A 17,970-nucleotide genomic window follows, 5' to 3' on the forward strand; every position below is an offset into this window, starting at 1 on the left:
ACTCATCGGTCACGGGCGATCTTGATCTGGCTCAAGGGTCGGTCGTGATAAAGTCGGCGCCCTGATCACCTTCTGCCTTGAGACCAATGACCGCGATGACGGATTTCCAGGAATTTGACGCCGAACTTGAAGACTGGAACGCCCTGGGCACGAGCATGGCCTTCAACGGCCTGCTGATCGGCAATGGCGCCAGCCGCGCCGTGTGGGAAGACTTTGCCTACGACTCGCTGTTCGAAAACGCCCGCACCGTGGAAGAAAAGCCCCTGAGCCCATCCGAACTCAGCGTGTTCGAAGCCCTGCAGACCCGCAGCTTCGAACAGGTGCTCAGCGCCCTGAAAACCACCAGCCGGGTGAACAAGGCCCTGGCGGTCAGCTCGGCGGCGCCGCGCAACCGCTACTACGCGATCAAGGAAGCGCTGATCAATACCGTGCATGCGGTGCACATCCCCTGGCGCCTGGTACAGCCGCAAAGCCTGGCGGCCATCAACCAGGAACTGCGGCGCTACCCCACGGTGTTCACCAGCAATTACGACCTGCTCAATTACTGGGCCGTGCAGCATGACAGCCAAGGCATCGACGACCTGTTCCACGGCGCCGATCCGGCCTTCGAACTGGGCACCACACCCCGTGCCGCGACCCGCATCCTCTACCTGCACGGTGGCCTGCACCTGGTGCGCAACCTTGATGGCAGCGCACGCAAACTGACGGCCACCGAAGGCACCCTGCTGGGCAGCTTCGCCATCAACAACACCCTCAAGACCCTGGACGACGTGCCGCTGTTCGTCAGCGAAGGGCCGCTGGCGGACAAGCTCAAGACCATTCGCAGCTCGGACTACCTGTCGTTCTGCTACCAGCAACTGCTGGATCACAGCGGCGCCCTGTGCCTCTTCGGCCACAACCTCGGGCCCCAGGACCAGCACCTGGTGCAGGCGCTCCGCCAGTCGGCCGTCACGACCCTGGCGATCTCCATCTACCCGCGCAGCGCGGCGTTCATCCAGCACCAGAAGCGCCACTACGCCAAGCTGTTCGAAGGGTTGGAGTTGAACCTGCGCTTCTTCGATGCCAAGACCCACGCCCTGGGCAACCCGGCCCTGTCGGTGCCTGTGGAGCGCTGACCGCGCCGGGCGCGGGCGTCCTTGGGATCGCCGCGGGCCTGCGGCCCGTTCGCAGCCTTCGGCAGCGGCTACAGGGCTCATTCTTCGCTGCTGTGTACCACCACCAGCAACTGCGCCTGCTCGTCCCCCAGGGAACGAATGCGGTGGGGTTTCTGCGCGTTGAAGTGCAGCGCGTCGCCACGGTTGAGAATCACCCGCTCGTTCATGAAGTCCACTTCCACCTGGCCTTCATGGACGAACAGGAACTCCTCCCCCAGGTGTTCCTTGAAGGTCTTGTCACTGAACTCTTTGGCCGGGTAGATGATGAACGGCAGCAGGTTGCGCTCGCTGACCTGATGGGCCAGCACCGCATAGCCCGGCGTCTGGTCGTTGGCTGCCAATGACTGGCGCTCATCGCTGCGCACCAGGCTGTAGCTGTCCAGGCTGATGCTGTCCTCGGCGAACAGCTCCTCGACCTTGACGTTCAACGCCTTGGCCAGCTTCAAGGCGGCGGCGATCGACGGGGTGTTCAACCCGCGCTCGACTTTCGACAGGTAACTCTTGGTCATCCCGGATTTTTCGGCCAGCGCCTCCAGGGTCACGCCAAGTTTTTTTCTCAATAATTTCAAACGGATAGACATCTGGAACGGTTAATCCATCTAGAAAACAACGATTGGCGCTTGCTAATGACACAAAGTGTCATATAGCCTTTTAAGTGTCATCGCGACTCACCCAACGACCTCGCAAGCAGCAGGTGAAACGCAGATCCGACGTCCATTGCACTTCTCAAAGGACCTTCGACATGGCCAAGACATTAGCACTGCCCAAAGACCAGCTGGTCAAGCAAGCCCTGACCCAGATGCAAAACACCCTGGCGGATAATACGTGGACCGACCGGCAAAAGCTGGCCTTGACCTGCCGCATTCTGTTCGAGAACGGCCACGACTCGGGCCTGGCCGGGCAGATCACCGCCCGCGGCCCGCAACCGGGCACCTACTACACCCAGCAACTGGGCCTGGGCTTCGATGAAATCAGCGCCGGCAACCTGCTGCTGGTCAACGAAGACCTGGAAGTCCTCGAAGGCCACGGCATGCCCAACCCGGCCAACCGCTTCCACAGCTGGGTGTACCGCGCCCGGCCGGACGTGAACTGCATCATCCACACCCACCCGACCCACGTTGCCGCGCTGTCGATGCTGGAAGTGCCGCTGGAGGTGTCGCACATGGACCTCTGCCCGCTGTACGAGGACTGCGCCTTTCTCGAAGCCTGGCCGGGGGTGCCGGTGGGCAACGAAGAAGGCGAAATCATCGCCGCGGCCCTGGGCGACAAGCGCGCGATCCTGCTTTCCCACCACGGCCAGCTGTCCACCGGCGCGAGCATCGAGGAAGCCTGCGTGATCGCTCAATTGATCGAGCGCGCGGCCAGGCTGCAACTGCTGGCCATGGCTGCCGGCACCATCAAGCCGATCCTTCCGGAGCTGGGCCGCGAAGCCCACGACTGGATCTCCAGGCCCAAGCGCCACAGCGCCGCCTTCAACTATTACGCTCGGCAAAACCTGAAAAAGCACGCCGACTGCCTGAACTGATCCACCCCTTATGCCTTGCAGGAGTTGCACCATGCCTACCCCCAAGATCCACGGCATCATCGGCTACACCGTCACCCCCTTCGGCCCTAACGGCGAAGGCCTGGACCTGGACGCCCTCGGGCGCGCCATCGACCGCATGATCGACGCCGGCGTCCACGCCATCGCGCCCCTGGGCAGCACCGGCGAAGGCGCCTACCTCGGCGACGCGGAATGGGATCAGGTCGCCGAGTTCAGCATCCGCCACGTGGCCAAGCGCGTGCCGACCATCGTCAGCGTTTCCGACCTGACCACCGCCAAGGCCATCCGCCGCGCGCGCTTTGCCGAAGCCCAGGGCGCCGACGTGGTGATGGTGCTGCCCACCTCCTACTGGAAACTCAGCGAAGCCGAGATCCTCGCCCACTACCAGGCCATCGGCGCCAGCATCGGCGTGCCGATCATGCTCTACAACAACCCGGCCACCAGCGGCACCGACATGTCGGTGGAACTGATCCTGAAGATCTTCCACGCCGTGGAGAACGTCACCCTGGTCAAGGAAAGCACCGGCGACATCCAGCGCATGCACAAGCTGCACCTGCTGGGTGAAGGCCAGGTGCCGTTCTACAACGGCTGCAACCCACTGGCCCTGGAAGCCTTCGCCGCCGGCGCCAGCGGCTGGTGCACGGCGGCGGCGAACCTGATCCCGCAACTCAACCTCGAGCTGTATCAGGCCGTGCTCGAGCAAGACCTGCAACGGGCCCGGGCGCTGTTCTACCGCCAGTTGCCGCTGCTGGACTTCATCCTCCAGGGCGGCTTGCCGGCCACGGTCAAGGCCGGGCTGGAACTGACCGGGCTGAACGCCGGCGAGCCGCGCCGGCCAGTGTTTGCCCTGAACGAGGGCGGTCGCCAACAGTTGCACACGCTGCTGCAGACCCTGGGTTGAAGCCCTGACAAAAAAGCCCGGGCGGCTGACACCGTCCGGGCTTTGGCATGGGCCGCGTTCACGCGTGGCTCAGTGGCTGTTCAGCGCCACCGGGGCCTGGGCCTTGAACTGCGGGTCCTGCAGCATCTGCACAATGAACTCGTCGGTGATGCGCTGCACATGCTGGTATTGGCCGCCATCGAGATTGGCCCAACCGCGCCAGGAACGGGTGTGGTTGCTGACCCGGTACTTGGCCAGAGGCTGGTCGCCACGGCTGACGTGGAACATCACCTGGCTGTCCCAGGTGACACGGCCCGGCACGATAAAAAAGGTCATCGCACTGAGTAGCCCCATGGGAATGTTCTGCCAGCCGAAGTAATCACTGTCGGCCATCACGATCACGTTGTAGCCATCGGCAGTGAACCCCGACTGCACCTGTTCGAAGGTGCCGCGGCGGCGCAGTTCATCACGGATCAGGCCCCCGGGAATGGCGCCCATGACGCTGACGCTGATCGCCGGCAACGCCTGCTGATAATCCACCTCGGCCGGCTTGAGACTATGGCTGGTCTGACAACCTCCCAGCCCCAGCATCAACACCAGCAACACCCACAACCGCGTCCGCATCACAATTCTCCCGAGAGCATGGCCTTGAGCATCGAGGCCTTGGGCCCTTGCTCCTTGACGATCAACGGCGTCGCTTGTTCCATCTTCTCCAGGTCGACCCGTTGCAGGCTGGGCACGTGCGGGTACTTGGCACGCACCAGAGCGGCGTCGCGCTCCATATGGTCACTGTGCAAAAACACGCATTTGGCCCCCAGCGCCGACAGGCAGGCCGCGCGGAAATCGCCGACGTAATAGGCCTTGCCGGCTTCCAGCTCCAAGGGGATGGAGAAGTCCTCGCGGCTCCAGGACTTGGCGTTGCCGCGATCGAAATGCAGGTTGTAGATCTCGTAGCGCCCAGGCTTGAGCGGCATGACGAACAGGCTGCCGATGCCGTGCCAGCTCTCGCGCACATCCCGTGGCGTGCGGCCGTAGATCTCGTTGTACAAGCGCGCCGAGGCGAACCCGTCACCGCCTCGTGGACGAATCAGCAGCATCTGTTCGTTGGCGGTGTGCACCGCCTTCGGCCAGATCCCGACCACCCCCACCACATAAGCCACCCCCGACTGCGGGTCGGGGTTCATGTTCTTGGCAATTTTCGTGGGTGACAGACTGTAGCAACCGCTCAGCGCCAGCAGCGCGGCGAGTAAAACGAAAGGGCGAATCATGAGGTCGCAGATCCCTTGGACAATGATCGATAACGTCACCCAAGGTGCCAGGCATGCCGAGCGCCCGGTGACGGGCGCGGAGGATAAAGCAAGTAATGTCACTTCGCCATATTTCAGTCGCCAATCGGCTGGCGCGCCAGAGACTCGCACCTGGGCTCGCCACCATTGCGCACGTCCCGCTGTCGCGGGGCAGATAACGGCGCCGCCTGGCCCCTGACCGGGCCGAGCGGCTCAGGCTTTGTCGAACCGGTTTTACACGCCCGTCAGGTCCTTGATGTTATGGCTCGGGCCGTTGGCCTTGACGCTGGCGATGCCCTTGTCCCGGGCCGCCTCCGATGAATAGGTTTCACTGCTGCCGATGATCTGGTGATTGGCCGCCTTGAGGTTGAAATAGGGCTTGCCGTCCTTGGCGCTCTTGCGCTCGTAACGCTCCTCCAGCGGGCTGTTGGCCTGCACCGAGGCAATGCCGTTCTCGGCGGCCCCGCGCGTAGTGTACAGCTCGCTGGTGAGAATGATCTCGGCGTTGGCCGCCTTGAGCACGAAACGAAACTGGCCGCTGCTGCTTTTCTTCAACTCATACCATCCGGACATGCTGTTGCTCCTTGGGGTTTTCGATGGGCATTGCGCCTGGGGAGTAAAGCCTCTTTCGGTGATTCAGCCATTGCCCCGGTGGCTGAAAAATCGGTTTTCCACCCGTGCCAGCCCCAGGTGTTCACGCAGGCTGCGCCCCGTGTAGCGCTGGCGAAACAGGCCCCGGCGTTGCAGCTCGGGGGTGATCCATTGCACAAAATCCTCGATGGCCCCCGGCAGGTGGGTGAACAGCACATTGAAGCCATCGGCGGCGTATTCCTCGTACCAGCTGGCCATCTCGTCGACGATCTGCCCCGGCGTGCCCACCAGCACCTTGTGCCCGCTGGCGGACAGGCTGCGCAGCAACTGCGCCAGCGTTGGTCGCTCGCGGCGGACCAGCTCCACCACCAGTTGCCGACGGCTCTTGTGCCGTTCGGTGGACGCCGCATCCGCCAACAGCGGCACCCGGGCGTCCAGCGGCAGGCGCGACAGGTCGATGCCCAGGTCCAGCAGGTAGGACAGCGCCTTGAGCTGGGCCTGGGGGTCCTGCAACTCCTGCAACTGCTGATACTTTTCCTCGGCTTCGTTGAGGGTGCGGCCCACCGTGGGGGCGATGCCGGGGAAGATTTTCAACTGCCCGGCATGCCGCCCGTAAGCGGGAAGTCGTTCCTTGAGTTTGCGATAGAACGCCTTGGCCTGCTCCAGCTCGACCTGGGCGGTGAACACCAGCTCGGCGCAGCGCGCCGCCAGTTCAGTGCCGGGGCCCGAGGAACCGGCCTGGGCGATCACCGGCCAGCCCTGCACCGGCCGGGGTGCGTTCAATGGCCCCTGCACCTGAAAGTGCCGCCCGCGGTGCTGCAACAAGTGCATCCGCTCCGGGCGCAGCCACTGGCCGCTGGCCTGGTCCCGGGGGAAGGCGTCATCGGCCCAGCTGTCCCACAGGCCGCTGACCACGTCGAAGAATTCCTCGGCGCGGGCATAACGCTGGGCGTGGCTCATGGGCTCGGGTTGATTGAAGTTCTCGCCGCCGATCAGCCCCGTCACCAGGTTCCAGCCGGCTCGGCCCTCGCTCAAATGATCCAGCGAGGCGAACTTGCGCGCCAGATTGTAGGGCTCGTTGTAGGTGGTGCTGGCGGTGGCGATCAGGCCGATGTGCCGGGTCACCACCGCCAGGGCCGGCAGCAGGGTCAGCGGGTCCCAGCGCAAACTGTGGGAACTGCGGGCCAGCACCCGCGGATCAAGGTCCCCCACCGCCACGTTGTCGTTGAGAAACAGCGCGTCGAAACAGCCCCGCTCCAGGGTTTGCGCGTAGTGCCGGTAGCGCTGGAAATTCAACGAGGCATCGGCATCCGCCCGGGGATGGCGCCAACTGCCGCCGTGGGCCCCGGAGCCGGAGAGAAAGGCCCCCAGCCCCATCTGCCCGCCGCGCTCAGCCACGGCTGGCGCCCTCCTCGGCCGCCGCCACCGGCAGCGGCGCGGCGCGCAGCAACAGGCTCACCGCCGTCCACACCAGCAGCGTCGCCAGCGCCAAGAACAGCATCACCCCGCGATAACCGTTGAGAAAGGCGCCCTGGGCATCGTCCAGCGGCGTCGCGGAAAAGTGGTGGAACAAGCCCACCCCCAGCGCCAACCCGACGCCACCGCCAACGTTGTGCAGGGTCATCAGCGAGCCCATGGCCACCGAGCCCACTTCCTGAGGCACCGAGGAAATCCCCAGCACCGTCGACGGCCCGAGAATACTGGCCCAGCCCAGGCCCATGATGACGAAGGCCCCCAGCAGATAAGGCAGTGAAGTCTGGCGATCGAAACCGGCCTGCAACAGCGCCGAGAGCACGAACAGCAGCAACCCGGTCTTGATCAAGAGCGCCGGGCCCTTGCGATCCACCAACCGCCCCACCAGCGGCGACAGCAACGCCACCCCCAAGGTGGTGGGCAACAACAGCAGGCCGCTGGCCTGCACCGTTTCCCCACGGATCTGCGCCAGGTACAGCGGCATGACGAAGAACGCCACGCAGTAGAACAGCGCCAGGCCGAAACTGGCCGCGACCCCGGCGACAAAGCGCCGGTTGGCGAACAGCTTGAGGTCGATGATCGGCGCCGCGACCCGTCGCTCCACCGCCAGGAACGCCACCAGGGCCAGCAGCGCCAGGGCGATCAGGCTCAGGGTCAGGCGTGAACCCCAGCCCCAGGCCCCGCCCTGGACGATCACCAGCACCAGGCTCGGCAAGCCGATCAGCAACAGCAAGGCGCCCCAGCCATCCAGCCGCGCACCGGCCTCGGCCGAGTGCGATTCCTGCACGCTGAAACTGCAGATGCCCAGGCTCAGCAGCACGAAAGGCACGTTGATCAGGAAGATCCACTGCCAGCCAAAACCACTGGTGATCAGCCCGCCCAGCACCGGCCCGACGGCCAGCCCCACGCCGTTGACTCCGAACAGCACGCCGAAGGCCTTGCCCTGTTCGGCGCTGTCGAAGGTGCTGGAGACAATCGCCCCGGAGGCGGTGTAGAGCACCGCGCAGGCCAGCCCCTGGATCACCCGCGCGCCGATCAGGGCGTCGATCTGCGTCGCCAGTCCGGCCGCCAGGGACGCCAGGCCGAACACGCTCAGGCCGATGAACAGCACCCGCTTGCGTCCATGCAGGTCGGCCAGGCGTCCCACCAGCACCATGAAACTCGACAGCGTCAGGATGAAGCCGTTGATCACCCACTGCAGGCTGTCCACCGAGGCCCCGAGATCGGCCTGTAGCGCCGGGAGCGCGGTGTTGACGATGGTGAAATCCACACAGCCGAGAAAACTGGCGATGCTCACACCGAGCAATGCCCACCACTTGCGTTGCTGTTGCGCAAAAACGCTCATGGAAACTCCTTGTCAGTCAAAAAACCGCTCTGTAGGCGCCCGCTTGCCAGCGAACAGGCCCTTGAGTCCTGCATCGCCGGCCAGGGCGCTTTCGCTGGCAAGCCAGCTCCTACATTGAGCGCGGTGGGTCAGATGGCGATGGCGCCGCTGGTCCAGTTGGGGTGGATGGCGCCAGGCAAGGTGAACGGAATCGGAATCCCGCGCTTCTTGAACTTCAGCGGCAGCCAGCGCACCCGGTCCGGGCTGTGGGGTTCGATCAGCAGCTCGCGGCTGGTGGCCATGGCGGTGGTCATCTGCTGCGGATAGAGCACGTAGTGGTAACCCTCGTCGGCCCACAGCGGCAGGATGATCGGGATCTCTTCCAGGATGTATTCCCGGCACTGGGCCGCCGCCCGTTCGATGTCCGCCTGCTCATCCCGCAGGCGCAGGCGCTCGGTGAACACGCTGATGGTGCTGTCGATGGCCTAGCGCAATTCCTCGCGCTGCTGATAGATCTGGTCCAGTTGCTGGCGCAGTTCGGCATAGCGGTCACTGGCCAGCTCCTGGTTCCAGCGGGTGATGTGGTAAGGCACCCGCAGGCCGTCGAGGATGCTCTGGTTGCGCGCCAGCCAGGCATCGCCGTCGCGGATCGACGCCGACAACGCCTCGCCGGGGGATTTGCCGTGCTTGTTGTGGCGTTGCAGGGTGTCGGCCACCACCACCTTGACGTGGCTGAAGCCGGACTGGTTGATCAGGTGGATGGTGGACCGCAGCTTCTGGTCCTCGTGGTATTCCTGGCCGACGCTGACCGCCAGGACCACGCGCTTGCCGTCGAATTCGTGCTCCTCGCCGCCCTTGTTGAAGTAGGCCTTGAGGTTGATTTCCTGCACCTTGCTCATGAGTTCAGCTCCAGTAGGCCAAAGGCTGGTGTTCGCCGTAGTAACCGATAAAGACCCCGAGGGTGACCCGGGTGCTGCTGGCCGAGGGGCGGACCGCGTGGATCAGCCGCGGGTTGAGCAGGATCAGGTCGCCGGGCTCGGGCTTGACCACGAAGTCCGGCGGCGGCAGCAGGTGGCGCTCGATGCCGTAGGCCCGTTCACCCTTGAGGCGGTTGTACTCCTGCTCGTCGGGCTCGATGCCCCAGATCTCCAGTTCACCGCCGTCCTCGGGAATCTCCAGGTAGATGTTGGTCGACAGCTGCGTCAGCAACTGCGGGCTGTGGCCCTCGGGGGCATTGCGTTCGAGCTTGTCGGTGTGGGGCGTGAGATCGACCCCCGAGCCCTGGAAGCGGGCGATGCCGACAAAGCACTTCTGCCCGTCCATCTGCAGCAGGTGCGCGCCCTGGGGCCAGACCTCGTCGAGCAACAGGCGCAGCTCGTCGATGGGCGAGGCCAGGGGCCGGAACAGGTTGCGGATCTTGCGGATGTTGGGCAGGGCCAGGGCGTGGTATTCGGCCCGGCTCTGCTCGTCCTGGATCTCGATATAGGCCTTGCCGACCCGGACGAACTCCTGCTGCTGGCTGAAAGCGCTGCGCAGCTCCTGCCGGTACAGATGATCCCGCGCCACCTGCAAGGTGTCCGGCGGGCAGAAGCCTTTGAGCTGGACACCATAAGAACGTTTTTCCACGACATCGAGGATATGCCGCGCTTCAAGTTTGTCGGCGGTAGTGACTGTGAACATGCAAGCTCCCTTAATTCCCTGGAAGTAGCGACGAAGTTGCGGTTTTGCAGAAGGTAATAATTTGTTTCAAAGCCACCTTAGGCAGTTGCGAAAGCCTTGTGAAATATCCTTTATCTCTAATCTCCAAACTTAAAAACGTATCGAAAAACAGGCAAATAGCGGCCATTACCGACACTTTCGCAAGTACCGACAGAGGATTATTAAATTCGCTGATAGTTAACTTAAAAGAAGCACATCATTGCTCTTTTTTATTCAACACCTCCCGAGCTTAATTAATAAAATCGCCATCACTTCATTCAACTTCATTGAATGAAGCATCCATGTAAGCCGCCGCATCGAACGACTGGTGGATGATGCCTTCTTCACGGTACAGATCAGCGGTGTGCTGCACGTCCTCGACCACGGCCGGGCCCACGGCGATGCGCCGGGGCAGCGAGTAGCGATTGGAGCGTTCATGCACCGCCAACGGCAGGCCGCTGTAACCGGCCTGGATCTTTGAAAACTCGCGCTGGTGCTGGTTGGCCCAGGCATAGGCACGGTCCAGGCGCCGGAGGAAATCGGCGATCTGTGCCGGTTTGTCACGGATCGCCTGGTCATTGGCCACCAGCAGCATGTGCCCGGCGAACAGCCCCTCGCCACTGACCAGCACCCGGGTGCCACCTTCCATCTGCACCATGCTGGTGTAGGGGTCCCAGGTCGACCAGGCATCGGCCTGGCCGTTGCTCAGCACACTGCGGGACTCGGCCGGCTGGAGAAAGATGAACTGCGCATCCGCGCCGTGCAGGCCCACCGAACGCAGGGCGGCCAGGGCCAGGAAATGGCCGATGGAGCCGCGCGTGGTGGTGATGCGCCGGCCCTTGAGGTCGGCGGCGCCCCGTAGCGGCGAGTCGTCCTTGACCAGCATGGCCACCGCGGTGGGCGTGACCTTGAGCTTGATCACCCCCACGGTCTTGATCGGCGCCCCGGCGGCGGCGGCGAACACAAAGGGCGCGTCCCCCAGGCTGCCGATATCCACCGCCCCGGCGGCCAGGGCCTCGGCGGTGGGCGCGGCGGCGGCAAAGGACGCGAACTCGATGGGGTACGGCACCTGCTCCAATTCGCCAGCGGCTTCGAGCAGGATCTTCAGCGACTGCTTCTGGCTGGACACCCGCAGCGCCGGCTGCGCCAGGGCATGGCTGCCGAACAGAAGCAGCGCCAGGATCGCCAGCCGCCGTCTGCTGCGCAGCCGATCGCAGCCTGCGGCAGCGGCTACAGGGTGCTCGCTCGCCTGCTTGATCATCGTTCAGAACGCCAGGCTGACGCGGCTGTAGTAGTAGCCGCCGCCCAGTCCATAAGGCGAGAACATCCCGTATTCATAGGTCCCCGCCCAGGCCTTGAGGCCGATCTTGTCCGGGTACACGTCGAACAGGTTGTTGGCGCCCACGGCCACGGTGAGGTTCTGGGTCACGTCGTAGGCCACGTCCAGGTCGGTGATCCACTTGGCGCTGTAGGTACGGTCGTTGGCCGGGATGTTCGAGCCTTCGGTGTACTCGCCAAAGCGGGTCAGCTGCAGGTTGGTGGTCCAGTCGCCGACCTTGTAGTTAGTGGAGAGGATCCACTTGTCCTTGGGCGTGGATTTAGTCAGGTCGATCTGCTGCTGACGGTCGAACAGCACATAACCGGCCCCCAGGCGCGACAGGGCCGCCGGGGTGTCCGCCAGGTCGCGGATGCTGGTCTTGTTGTGGTTGTAGGCGACGCTCCATTTGGCCGTGCCGTACTCGCCGAACGACTGGCTGTAATCGGCCACCAGGTCGACGCCCTTGGTCCGGGTATCGGCGGCGTTGGTGTAGTACTGCCCGGCGAGGTTCGGCGACAGGCCGTTCTCCACCAGGATCTGCGACACCGCCGGGCCCTTGAGGATGCCGGTCTGGAGGATGCGCTTGTCGATGTCGATCAGGTAGAAGTCGGCGGTCAGACGCAGGCGCTCGGTGGGTTCGGCGGTGAAGCCCAGGCTGTAGTTGCGCGAGGTTTCCGGCTCCAGGTCCTTGGCCCCCAGGGCAATGGCTTCCGGCGAGTTGGGGCGCATCTGTTTGGTGCGCACCGAGCTGGTGGTGCCGCCCGCGCCGAACTGGGTCACGGTGCTGGTGGTGGAGAACACGCTCTGGGCCAGGGACGGCGCGCGGAAGCCGTTGCTCACCGCCGCGCGCACCGCGTAGCCGGGGAGGAACTCGTAGCGCGTGGTCAGCTTGCCGCTGGTGGTATCGCCCACCCCGAGGTTGTACTTCTCATAGCGCGCCGCCGCGCCGACGTACCAGTTGGGGGTGATGTTCAGGCCGAAATCCACATAGGCGGCTTCGCTGTGACGCTTGAGGCTGTAGGCGTCTTCCGGGGTGGTGCCGTTGACCGAGAACAGTCCCGGGTCCGGCACCACGCCGGCGAAGGGGCCGGTGGCCGGGACGTAGCTGCCCTGGTTGTAGGAGTTGGGTTCGCCCTCCTCCAGCGCGTATTTCTCCCAGCGGTATTCGACCCCGAACGAAGTCTCCAGCGGGCTGCTCCAGCCGATGTCCAGGGCCCGGGAGAAGTCCAGGTTGTTGGTCCACTGGTCGAACACCAGATTGCCCAGGTGGAAGTCGTGCTGAGTGTAGGGGCCGTTGGAAATGTTCAGGTTGTTGGCGGTGTCCAGCACCCCGCGGTCCTTGCCATAGGTGCTCGACAGGTCCCAATCCCAGCCGCCCGCCAGGCCCTTGGCGCCACCGGCGACCTGGAAGTCGGTCTCGCGGATCTCGCGCCGCGCCTGGCCGCCGTTGGGGTACGGCGCATTGGGCACCCCCGCCAGGCTGGTGATGTCGGTGGGCTTGCGGTGGCCCAGGTTCTTGTTGCTGTTGCGGTAGCTCAGGGTCGAAAACGAATACAGCTTGAGGTCGTCGGCCAGGGGCAGCTCGGCGTTGTAGGCCAGGCTGGTGGTGCGGTCGCGGCCCAGGCCGTATTCGGTGCCCCAGCCCTGGCGATTGCTTTCTCGCGGGTCCGGCGAGCCGTCGGCCTGTTTGAAGTACAGCTGGCCGCTGGCGGCGCTGGAGCGCTCGTAGGGTTCCTGGAGCTTGGCGTCCCAGGACAGGTTGAAGAAGCCGCCGTCCTCCCCCAGCTTGTTGCCCCAGTTGAAGGCCTCGTGGCCGGTGGTGCCGTCACCGTCGTAGTACTGGCCAAGGGTGGTGTCCGAGGTCAGGCCCTCGGCGTTGCGCTTGAGGATGATGTTGATCACCCCGGCGATGGCGTCGGAGCCGTACTGCGCGGCGGCGCCGTCGCGCAGCACTTCGATGCGCTCGATGGCGGCGGTGGGAATCAGGTCCAGGTCCACCGGCACCGAGGCGTTGCCGACCCGCGCACCGTTGTTGATCAGCGCCGAGTTGTGCCGGCGCTTGCCGTTGATCAACACCAGCACCTGATCGCCGCCCAGGCCGCGCATGCTCACCCCGCGCACCAGGAACGCCGTGCCGCCGCCGTTGATGGTGGGGACGTTGAACGACGGCAGCAGGCGCCCGAGCATTTCTTTCAGGCCGTTCTGACCGATGCTGCGCAGCTGTTCGCTGTCGATCACATCGATCGGCGCCGGGCTGTTGGTGACGGTGCGCTGCTGGCTGCCGCGCACGCCGGTGACCACCACGGTGCCGAGGGTTTCATCGGCGGCCAGCAACTCCACCGGGGTTGCCAGGCTCAGCAGGCCAAGGCTCAGGGGCGCGGCGCCGAGGACGATTTTATGCAAGGACATACTCATGACTTCAGATCCTTTGACTGGCGCCTCAGCGCGCTCGGGCGGCGACGGTTTCGACTTCGATCAGGGCACCGGGCAGTACCAGCCCCGCCACTTGCACCGTGGTCCGGGCGGGTTTGAGCGGCTGTTTCTCGGTGCCGAAGAACTCGCGAAAGGCCACTTGCAGGCCGTCGAAATCCAGCTTGCCGCCCAGGGCCGGGTCGCCCACCAGGTAGATCCGCAGTTGCACCACATCCCCCAGGGTCAAACCCTGGCTGGCGAGGATCGTTTGCACCTTGCGCAGCACCTCGCGGGCCTGGCTCTCGGTGTTGCCCACGGCGTGGATCTGCTCCTTGGGCGCCTTGGGGTCCAGCGGATCCGGCAGCAGGCCGGAGAGGTAGGTCACCTCGCTGTTGGCGGGCAAGGTCACCGATTGCAGGATCGGCGAATGGGGATAGCTGGACGGCACGCGCTGGATGCCCGCGGCCCAACTGCTGCTGGCGGCGCACAACAGCCCCAGCCCTACGACGGTGTTTTTCAAAGACATGCAAAGACGCTCCAAGGTTGTGTTTGCCAGCCTCGGAGGTCCGCTACCCGGCAATGGGTGACTGCTGTTTTATGAGTGCTCGGCTTTTTCAGGCCGTTTGCTGTAGCGACGAGCCTTGCGCCCGTTGAAAAAGGTGCCGCACCACCCGCCGCGCGGCGCCGGCGGCGGCTTCCTGCCAGATGCCCACGCCGCTGTGGGCCAAGCCGTCGCTGGTCAGGTAGACCCGGCCCTGGGGCTGGTTGAGCAGGCTGTAGTCCGGCTCGGCCACTTCATGGCTGATCCACGGGCCGAAGTTGTAGGGGATCTTGCCCCAGGCAATCACCAGCGGCTTGCGCAGTTCATGGCTGTGGCCGGGGTGCAGCAGCTCCACCGCCTGACGGGAAATCTCGATCTGCTGGGCCAGGGTTTTCTCCCCGAAGCGGCGCGCGGTTTCACCGTTGTTGTAGGCCGCCACCAGCACCCCCTCGGCCTGGTTGAACCCGCCGCTGGGGTACCACAGCCCGGAGGCTTCCTGGTTGATGAACGACAGCCCGCCATAGATCTGGTACTGGCTTTCCCAGAAGCGCCGCGACTGCCAGGCCACCTTGTTGGCGTAGCCGAACTGCACCGCGCCGATGGCCTGGCGCACCGGAGCGCTGAAGTTGTTCTCGACCTTGGCCAGCAGCGGCAGGGGCAAGGAACTGATCACGTAGTCGGCCTTGAGGCTCTGGGTGCGGCCGCTGCGCCGGTCCAGGTAGACCACTTCGACGCTGTCGCTGTGATTGGTGATCGAACGCACCTCGCTGTGCAGCCGCAACTGCCCCTGCAGACGCCGGGCAAAGGCCTGGGGGATGCGGTCCATGCCGCCCACCGGCTGGAACATGGTGGGCGAGAATTCCGGGTATTCATCGATCATCAGCGCCGTGGTCAGCGCCGGGTTGAGCAGGGTCTGCAACGGCAGCGGGTCGTTCTTCTGCGCCAGCTGGTCGCCGGCACCGGGCCAGACCTTGTAGCCGGAGCGGGCCGAGCCCAGGTATTCCAGCTTGTCCGAGAGATCGCCCCAGGTTTTCAGGAAGCTCAGCAAGTTGCTGCGATCGGCCGCCGTCAGTTCCTGATCCAGGGCATGCCGGTTGACCGCCTTGGCCAGCAACTCGGAAAAGTGCCCGCGGCTGTCGTTGACCGCCTGACGGATCTGCAACGCCGGCTGGTTCAGGTCCGGGCGCACCAGGGCATTGCGACTGGTGTTGACCAGCACTTCCAGCTCCACCCCCAGTTCGCGGCAGTAGCCGAGCATCAACTGGTGGTGGCTGGGCAGACGGCCGGCCCCGGCATTGAGGTAGAAGCCGTCATCGAACTCCGCGACCTGCACACTGCCGTCGCTGTACTCCACCCGATCGCCGCCGCGCACCGTCCAGTTGCGCCCGCCGACCCGGTCCCGGGCTTCCAGCAGCGTGACCTTGAACCCGGCCTTGTTCAGTTCATAGGCACTGACCAGGCCACCGATCCCGGCGCCGATCACCACCACCGAAGCGCCCTTGCCCACGGCGGCTGCGGGCAGCGACGCATAGTTTTCCTCGAAGGCCTCGGCCTTGCCCGAACCGCCGAACAGGCCCATGACCGCACTCGCCGCCTGGACCCCGCCGACAGCGGCGATACGGGCGATCAATTGTCTTCTGGTCAGTGGCATGCCAGCGCTCCCTGCTGCGGATGGATAGTGCGTTCGGTTATAGCCCGCGGACTTATGCAGTCACTTGGGTCTATGGGAAGCCATCCTAGGGGCGCTCATTTAATAAGAGAAATACATTTTAAGCATATGCAAATATTACTTTGTTTCATATTCAGCCGCGTAGATATTGCACAAGACGCATGAACGACAGTGACTAGCCAGTCGCAGGACCATCCACCTTGGTCGGAGAACCTGTACAGGAAAAAGCCGTCCGTAACATATTTATTGAACGGTAACACTGCAAATGATACCGTTCAAAAATCATGTTAAAAAGGACACCACCCATGAACTCCGAACTCCAGCACGCGGCCCCCCAACTGCCTGCGCTTGCTTCCTACATCGAGACCGTGCTCGGCGATACCCCAAGCTTCAGTCCCTGGGATCAGGCCCCCAGTCTTCCCTACTACCTCACCAGCCACTATTACCTTCTGCACATGACCCTGCTCGGACAAACCTGCGTGGTCTTGCTGGAGAACCCGCAGCAATCGGCCAGCTTGCCGGAGGTGAAAAAGCACATGGATACGCTGCGCAAACTGACCCAGGCCCCCCTGATCTTCGTGGCCGAGGCTCTGGCCTCCTATGAGCGCAAGCGCCTGATTGACAAAGGCGTGCAGTTCATCGTCCCCGGCAACCAGCTGTTCATCCCCGAACTGGGGCTTGATCTGAGGGAGTACTTCCGCGCCCGGCAGGAAAAAATCACGCTCATGAGTCCGGCCACCCAGGCCATGCTGATCAACCTGTTGATGAACCCCTCGCCGCCCTCGTTGCAGTTGTCCCAATCGACGCTGGGCTACCCGTTCAAGTACTCCAAGATGACCGTTTCCCGCGCCGTCAAAGAGCTGAAAGACCTGGGTTTGATCGTGGTCCACAACGACCGGCAAGCCCATATCGAGATCCAGATTTCGTCGCATCAACTCTGGGAAGACGCCAGGAAGCACATGCGCTCCCCCTTGAAAAAGACCCTGTGGCTGAACCAGATCCCGCACTTGAATCACACGCCACTGCTGTTGGCAGGCGAGTCGGCGCTGCACGAGCACAGCCTGCTGATGGAACCCCGGCTGCCGGTTTACGCCTGCTCCAGTGAAACCCTGACCACGCTCCTGAAGGACTCCCCGGCACTGAACGAAGTTGCCCCCGAGGACGCTGTCTGCGCGTTGCAGATCTGGTCCTACGAACCCACCGTCTATGCTCGGACAAAGGATGGCTGTGTCGATCCTTTCTCGCTGCTCCTGAGCTTGCAGGACAGCAAGGATGAACGGATCCAGATCGGCTTGAGCCAAGTGGAAGGAGGCTTGAAATGGTAAGGGGGCTGGATCGCTTCCGTGAGTACTTCACCGACTACACAGACCGCTACGTGATGATCGGCGGCGTGGCCGCCTACCTGAGCATGGAAGAAGCCGGCCAGGCGTTCAGAGCCACCCGAGACCTGGACATCGTCCTGATCATCGAAGCGCTGGACCCTTCGTTTGTCGCTCGGTTCTGGGAGTTCATACGAGCCGGCGGTTATCAGATCAAGCAACGCAATGACCAAAGGCCGATTTTCTATCGTTTCATGGCGCCGGCCGATACCCGCTTCCCTGTACAGATCGAACTGTTCTCGCGCAGCCCGCAAGGCATCGATCTGGCAGAGGACGCGACCTTGAGCCCTATTCCTGTCGACGAAGCCGTCTCAAGCCTGTCGGCCATCTTGCTCAACGACCAGTACTACGAATTTTTACTCGCCGGCATGCAGCAGATCGACGCTATCACCCACATCGGGGCGGATCGGCTGATTCCCCTCAAGGCCCATGCCTGGCTGAACCTGACCGAGCGTCTGGGCAAAGGGGAGCGGATCGACAGCAAGAACATTCGCAAACACCGTAACGATATCTTGAGCCTCTCGGTCCTGCTTGCTCCCCACTCAACCCAGCTGCCCGGCCCGATAGCTGAAGATCTGCAGCAGTTCCTGCTGCAACTGGCCGAACAAGACGTGGATCCTGCCGCCATAGGGCTGACAGAAAGCCTGCAACAGACGATTTGGCGAATCAGACAAGCCTTTCATCTGGCCTGAAACAGTCAGC

Annotated in this window: 18 protein-coding genes; 5 read left to right on the forward strand and 13 right to left on the reverse strand. The window is 63.7% G+C overall.

Going from position 1 to position 17,970, the window contains the following annotated elements; translation table 11 throughout:
- Positions 1–95 precede the first annotated feature (95 nt).
- On the forward strand, positions 96–1,115 hold the full coding sequence (locus GGI48_RS07690; RefSeq protein ID WP_179601944.1) for a DUF4917 family protein: 1,020 nt from the start codon (positions 96–98) through the stop codon (positions 1,113–1,115).
- A gap of 77 nt (positions 1,116–1,192) precedes the next feature.
- Here the strand turns inward: GGI48_RS07690 and GGI48_RS07695 are convergent, their stop codons facing one another.
- Positions 1,193–1,735, reverse strand: a complete 543-nt coding sequence (locus tag GGI48_RS07695; RefSeq protein ID WP_179597732.1) for a helix-turn-helix domain-containing protein — start codon at positions 1,733–1,735, stop codon at positions 1,193–1,195.
- 161 nt (positions 1,736–1,896) lie between these two features.
- Between GGI48_RS07695 and GGI48_RS07700 the strand changes: the two genes are divergently transcribed.
- Together GGI48_RS07700 and GGI48_RS07705 are read left to right on the forward strand one after the other, a co-directional pair.
- On the forward strand, positions 1,897–2,679 hold the full coding sequence (locus GGI48_RS07700; RefSeq protein WP_103742257.1) for an aldolase: 783 nt from the start codon (positions 1,897–1,899) through the stop codon (positions 2,677–2,679).
- A gap of 31 nt (positions 2,680–2,710) precedes the next feature.
- The gene (locus GGI48_RS07705) at positions 2,711–3,598 is read left to right on the forward strand and encodes a dihydrodipicolinate synthase family protein (protein WP_179597734.1); all 888 of its coding nucleotides are present in this window, start codon (positions 2,711–2,713) and stop codon (positions 3,596–3,598) included.
- A 69-nt stretch (positions 3,599–3,667) separates the two neighbouring features.
- Here the strand turns inward: GGI48_RS07705 and GGI48_RS07710 are convergent, their stop codons facing one another.
- From GGI48_RS07710 to GGI48_RS07765, 12 genes are all read right to left on the reverse strand, one after another.
- Entirely contained in the window at positions 3,668–4,201 is a 534-nt protein-coding gene (locus tag GGI48_RS07710; RefSeq protein ID WP_047302339.1) for a hypothetical protein, read from the reverse strand.
- Positions 4,201–4,845, reverse strand: a complete 645-nt coding sequence (locus GGI48_RS07715) for a hypothetical protein (protein ID WP_047302337.1) — start codon at positions 4,843–4,845, stop codon at positions 4,201–4,203. Before GGI48_RS07715 ends, GGI48_RS07710 begins: the two co-directional genes overlap by 1 nt.
- A 252-nt stretch (positions 4,846–5,097) precedes the next feature.
- Positions 5,098–5,436, reverse strand: coding sequence for a YegP family protein (locus GGI48_RS07720; RefSeq protein ID WP_047302335.1), 339 nt, complete (start codon positions 5,434–5,436; stop codon positions 5,098–5,100).
- Between the two features lie 63 nt (positions 5,437–5,499).
- Positions 5,500–6,831 (reverse strand): LLM class flavin-dependent oxidoreductase, encoded by a 1,332-nt coding sequence (locus GGI48_RS07725; RefSeq protein ID WP_179601946.1) that lies wholly within the window; start codon positions 6,829–6,831, stop codon positions 5,500–5,502.
- Between the two features lie 13 nt (positions 6,832–6,844).
- Entirely contained in the window at positions 6,845–8,272 is a 1,428-nt protein-coding gene (locus GGI48_RS07730) for an MFS transporter (protein WP_179597736.1), read from the reverse strand.
- Between the two features lie 128 nt (positions 8,273–8,400).
- Positions 8,401–8,715 (reverse strand): hypothetical protein, encoded by a 315-nt coding sequence (locus GGI48_RS07735; protein ID WP_179597738.1) that lies wholly within the window; start codon positions 8,713–8,715, stop codon positions 8,401–8,403.
- Between the two features lie 21 nt (positions 8,716–8,736).
- On the reverse strand, positions 8,737–9,150 hold the full coding sequence (locus GGI48_RS07740) for a hypothetical protein (protein ID WP_179597740.1): 414 nt from the start codon (positions 9,148–9,150) through the stop codon (positions 8,737–8,739).
- Positions 9,151–9,154: 4 nt separating this feature from the next.
- Complete coding sequence (locus GGI48_RS07745; RefSeq protein ID WP_179597742.1) at positions 9,155–9,931, reverse strand: 2OG-Fe(II) oxygenase; 777 nt, start codon at positions 9,929–9,931, stop codon at positions 9,155–9,157.
- 292 nt (positions 9,932–10,223) lie between these two features.
- Positions 10,224–11,210, reverse strand: a complete 987-nt coding sequence (locus GGI48_RS07750) for an aliphatic sulfonate ABC transporter substrate-binding protein (RefSeq protein WP_260620633.1) — start codon at positions 11,208–11,210, stop codon at positions 10,224–10,226.
- A gap of 3 nt (positions 11,211–11,213) precedes the next feature.
- The gene (locus tag GGI48_RS07755) at positions 11,214–13,682 is read right to left on the reverse strand and encodes a TonB-dependent siderophore receptor (RefSeq protein ID WP_179597744.1); all 2,469 of its coding nucleotides are present in this window, start codon (positions 13,680–13,682) and stop codon (positions 11,214–11,216) included.
- Between the two features lie 25 nt (positions 13,683–13,707).
- Positions 13,708–14,205 (reverse strand): RidA family protein, encoded by a 498-nt coding sequence (locus GGI48_RS07760; protein ID WP_016965350.1) that lies wholly within the window; start codon positions 14,203–14,205, stop codon positions 13,708–13,710.
- Positions 14,206–14,293: 88 nt separating this feature from the next.
- A complete protein-coding gene (locus GGI48_RS07765; protein WP_103742264.1) occupies positions 14,294–15,871 on the reverse strand; it encodes a flavin monoamine oxidase family protein in 1,578 nt (525 codons plus the stop codon).
- Positions 15,872–16,194: 323 nt separating this feature from the next.
- Between GGI48_RS07765 and GGI48_RS07770 the strand changes: the two genes are divergently transcribed.
- Together GGI48_RS07770 and GGI48_RS07775 are read left to right on the forward strand one after the other, a co-directional pair.
- Entirely contained in the window at positions 16,195–17,214 is a 1,020-nt protein-coding gene (locus GGI48_RS07770) for a hypothetical protein (RefSeq protein WP_179597746.1), read from the forward strand.
- Positions 17,208–17,960, forward strand: coding sequence for a hypothetical protein (locus tag GGI48_RS07775; RefSeq protein ID WP_047302324.1), 753 nt, complete (start codon positions 17,208–17,210; stop codon positions 17,958–17,960). Before GGI48_RS07770 ends, GGI48_RS07775 begins: the two co-directional genes overlap by 7 nt.
- Positions 17,961–17,970 lie beyond the last annotated feature (10 nt).

Source organism: Pseudomonas protegens, assembly GCF_013407925.2.
GTDB classification, from domain to species: Bacteria; Pseudomonadota; Gammaproteobacteria; order Pseudomonadales; family Pseudomonadaceae; genus Aquipseudomonas; species Aquipseudomonas fluorescens_AP.

What these genes read in the sequence shown, in the direction of transcription:
- GGI48_RS07690 (WP_179601944.1), top strand. Translation starts at nt 96, where the DNA reads ATGACGGATTTCCAGGAATTTGACGCCGAACTTGAAGACTGGAACGCC.
- GGI48_RS07695 (WP_179597732.1), bottom strand. Translation starts at nt 1,735, where the DNA reads ATGTCTATCCGTTTGAAATTATTGAGAAAAAAACTTGGCGTGACCCTG.
- GGI48_RS07700 (WP_103742257.1), top strand. Translation starts at nt 1,897, where the DNA reads ATGGCCAAGACATTAGCACTGCCCAAAGACCAGCTGGTCAAGCAAGCC.
- GGI48_RS07705 (WP_179597734.1), top strand. Translation starts at nt 2,711, where the DNA reads ATGCCTACCCCCAAGATCCACGGCATCATCGGCTACACCGTCACCCCC.
- GGI48_RS07710 (WP_047302339.1), bottom strand. Translation starts at nt 4,201, where the DNA reads ATGCGGACGCGGTTGTGGGTGTTGCTGGTGTTGATGCTGGGGCTGGGA.
- GGI48_RS07715 (WP_047302337.1), bottom strand. Translation starts at nt 4,845, where the DNA reads ATGATTCGCCCTTTCGTTTTACTCGCCGCGCTGCTGGCGCTGAGCGGT.
- GGI48_RS07720 (WP_047302335.1), bottom strand. Translation starts at nt 5,436, where the DNA reads ATGTCCGGATGGTATGAGTTGAAGAAAAGCAGCAGCGGCCAGTTTCGT.
- GGI48_RS07725 (WP_179601946.1), bottom strand. Translation starts at nt 6,831, where the DNA reads ATGGGGCTGGGGGCCTTTCTCTCCGGCTCCGGGGCCCACGGCGGCAGT.
- GGI48_RS07730 (WP_179597736.1), bottom strand. Translation starts at nt 8,272, where the DNA reads ATGAGCGTTTTTGCGCAACAGCAACGCAAGTGGTGGGCATTGCTCGGT.
- GGI48_RS07740 (WP_179597740.1), bottom strand. Translation starts at nt 9,150, where the DNA reads ATGAGCAAGGTGCAGGAAATCAACCTCAAGGCCTACTTCAACAAGGGC.
- GGI48_RS07745 (WP_179597742.1), bottom strand. Translation starts at nt 9,931, where the DNA reads ATGTTCACAGTCACTACCGCCGACAAACTTGAAGCGCGGCATATCCTC.
- GGI48_RS07750 (WP_260620633.1), bottom strand. Translation starts at nt 11,210, where the DNA reads ATGATCAAGCAGGCGAGCGAGCACCCTGTAGCCGCTGCCGCAGGCTGC.
- GGI48_RS07755 (WP_179597744.1), bottom strand. Translation starts at nt 13,682, where the DNA reads ATGAGTATGTCCTTGCATAAAATCGTCCTCGGCGCCGCGCCCCTGAGC.
- GGI48_RS07760 (WP_016965350.1), bottom strand. Translation starts at nt 14,205, where the DNA reads ATGTCTTTGAAAAACACCGTCGTAGGGCTGGGGCTGTTGTGCGCCGCC.
- GGI48_RS07765 (WP_103742264.1), bottom strand. Translation starts at nt 15,871, where the DNA reads ATGCCACTGACCAGAAGACAATTGATCGCCCGTATCGCCGCTGTCGGC.
- GGI48_RS07770 (WP_179597746.1), top strand. Translation starts at nt 16,195, where the DNA reads ATGAACTCCGAACTCCAGCACGCGGCCCCCCAACTGCCTGCGCTTGCT.
- GGI48_RS07775 (WP_047302324.1), top strand. Translation starts at nt 17,208, where the DNA reads ATGGTAAGGGGGCTGGATCGCTTCCGTGAGTACTTCACCGACTACACA.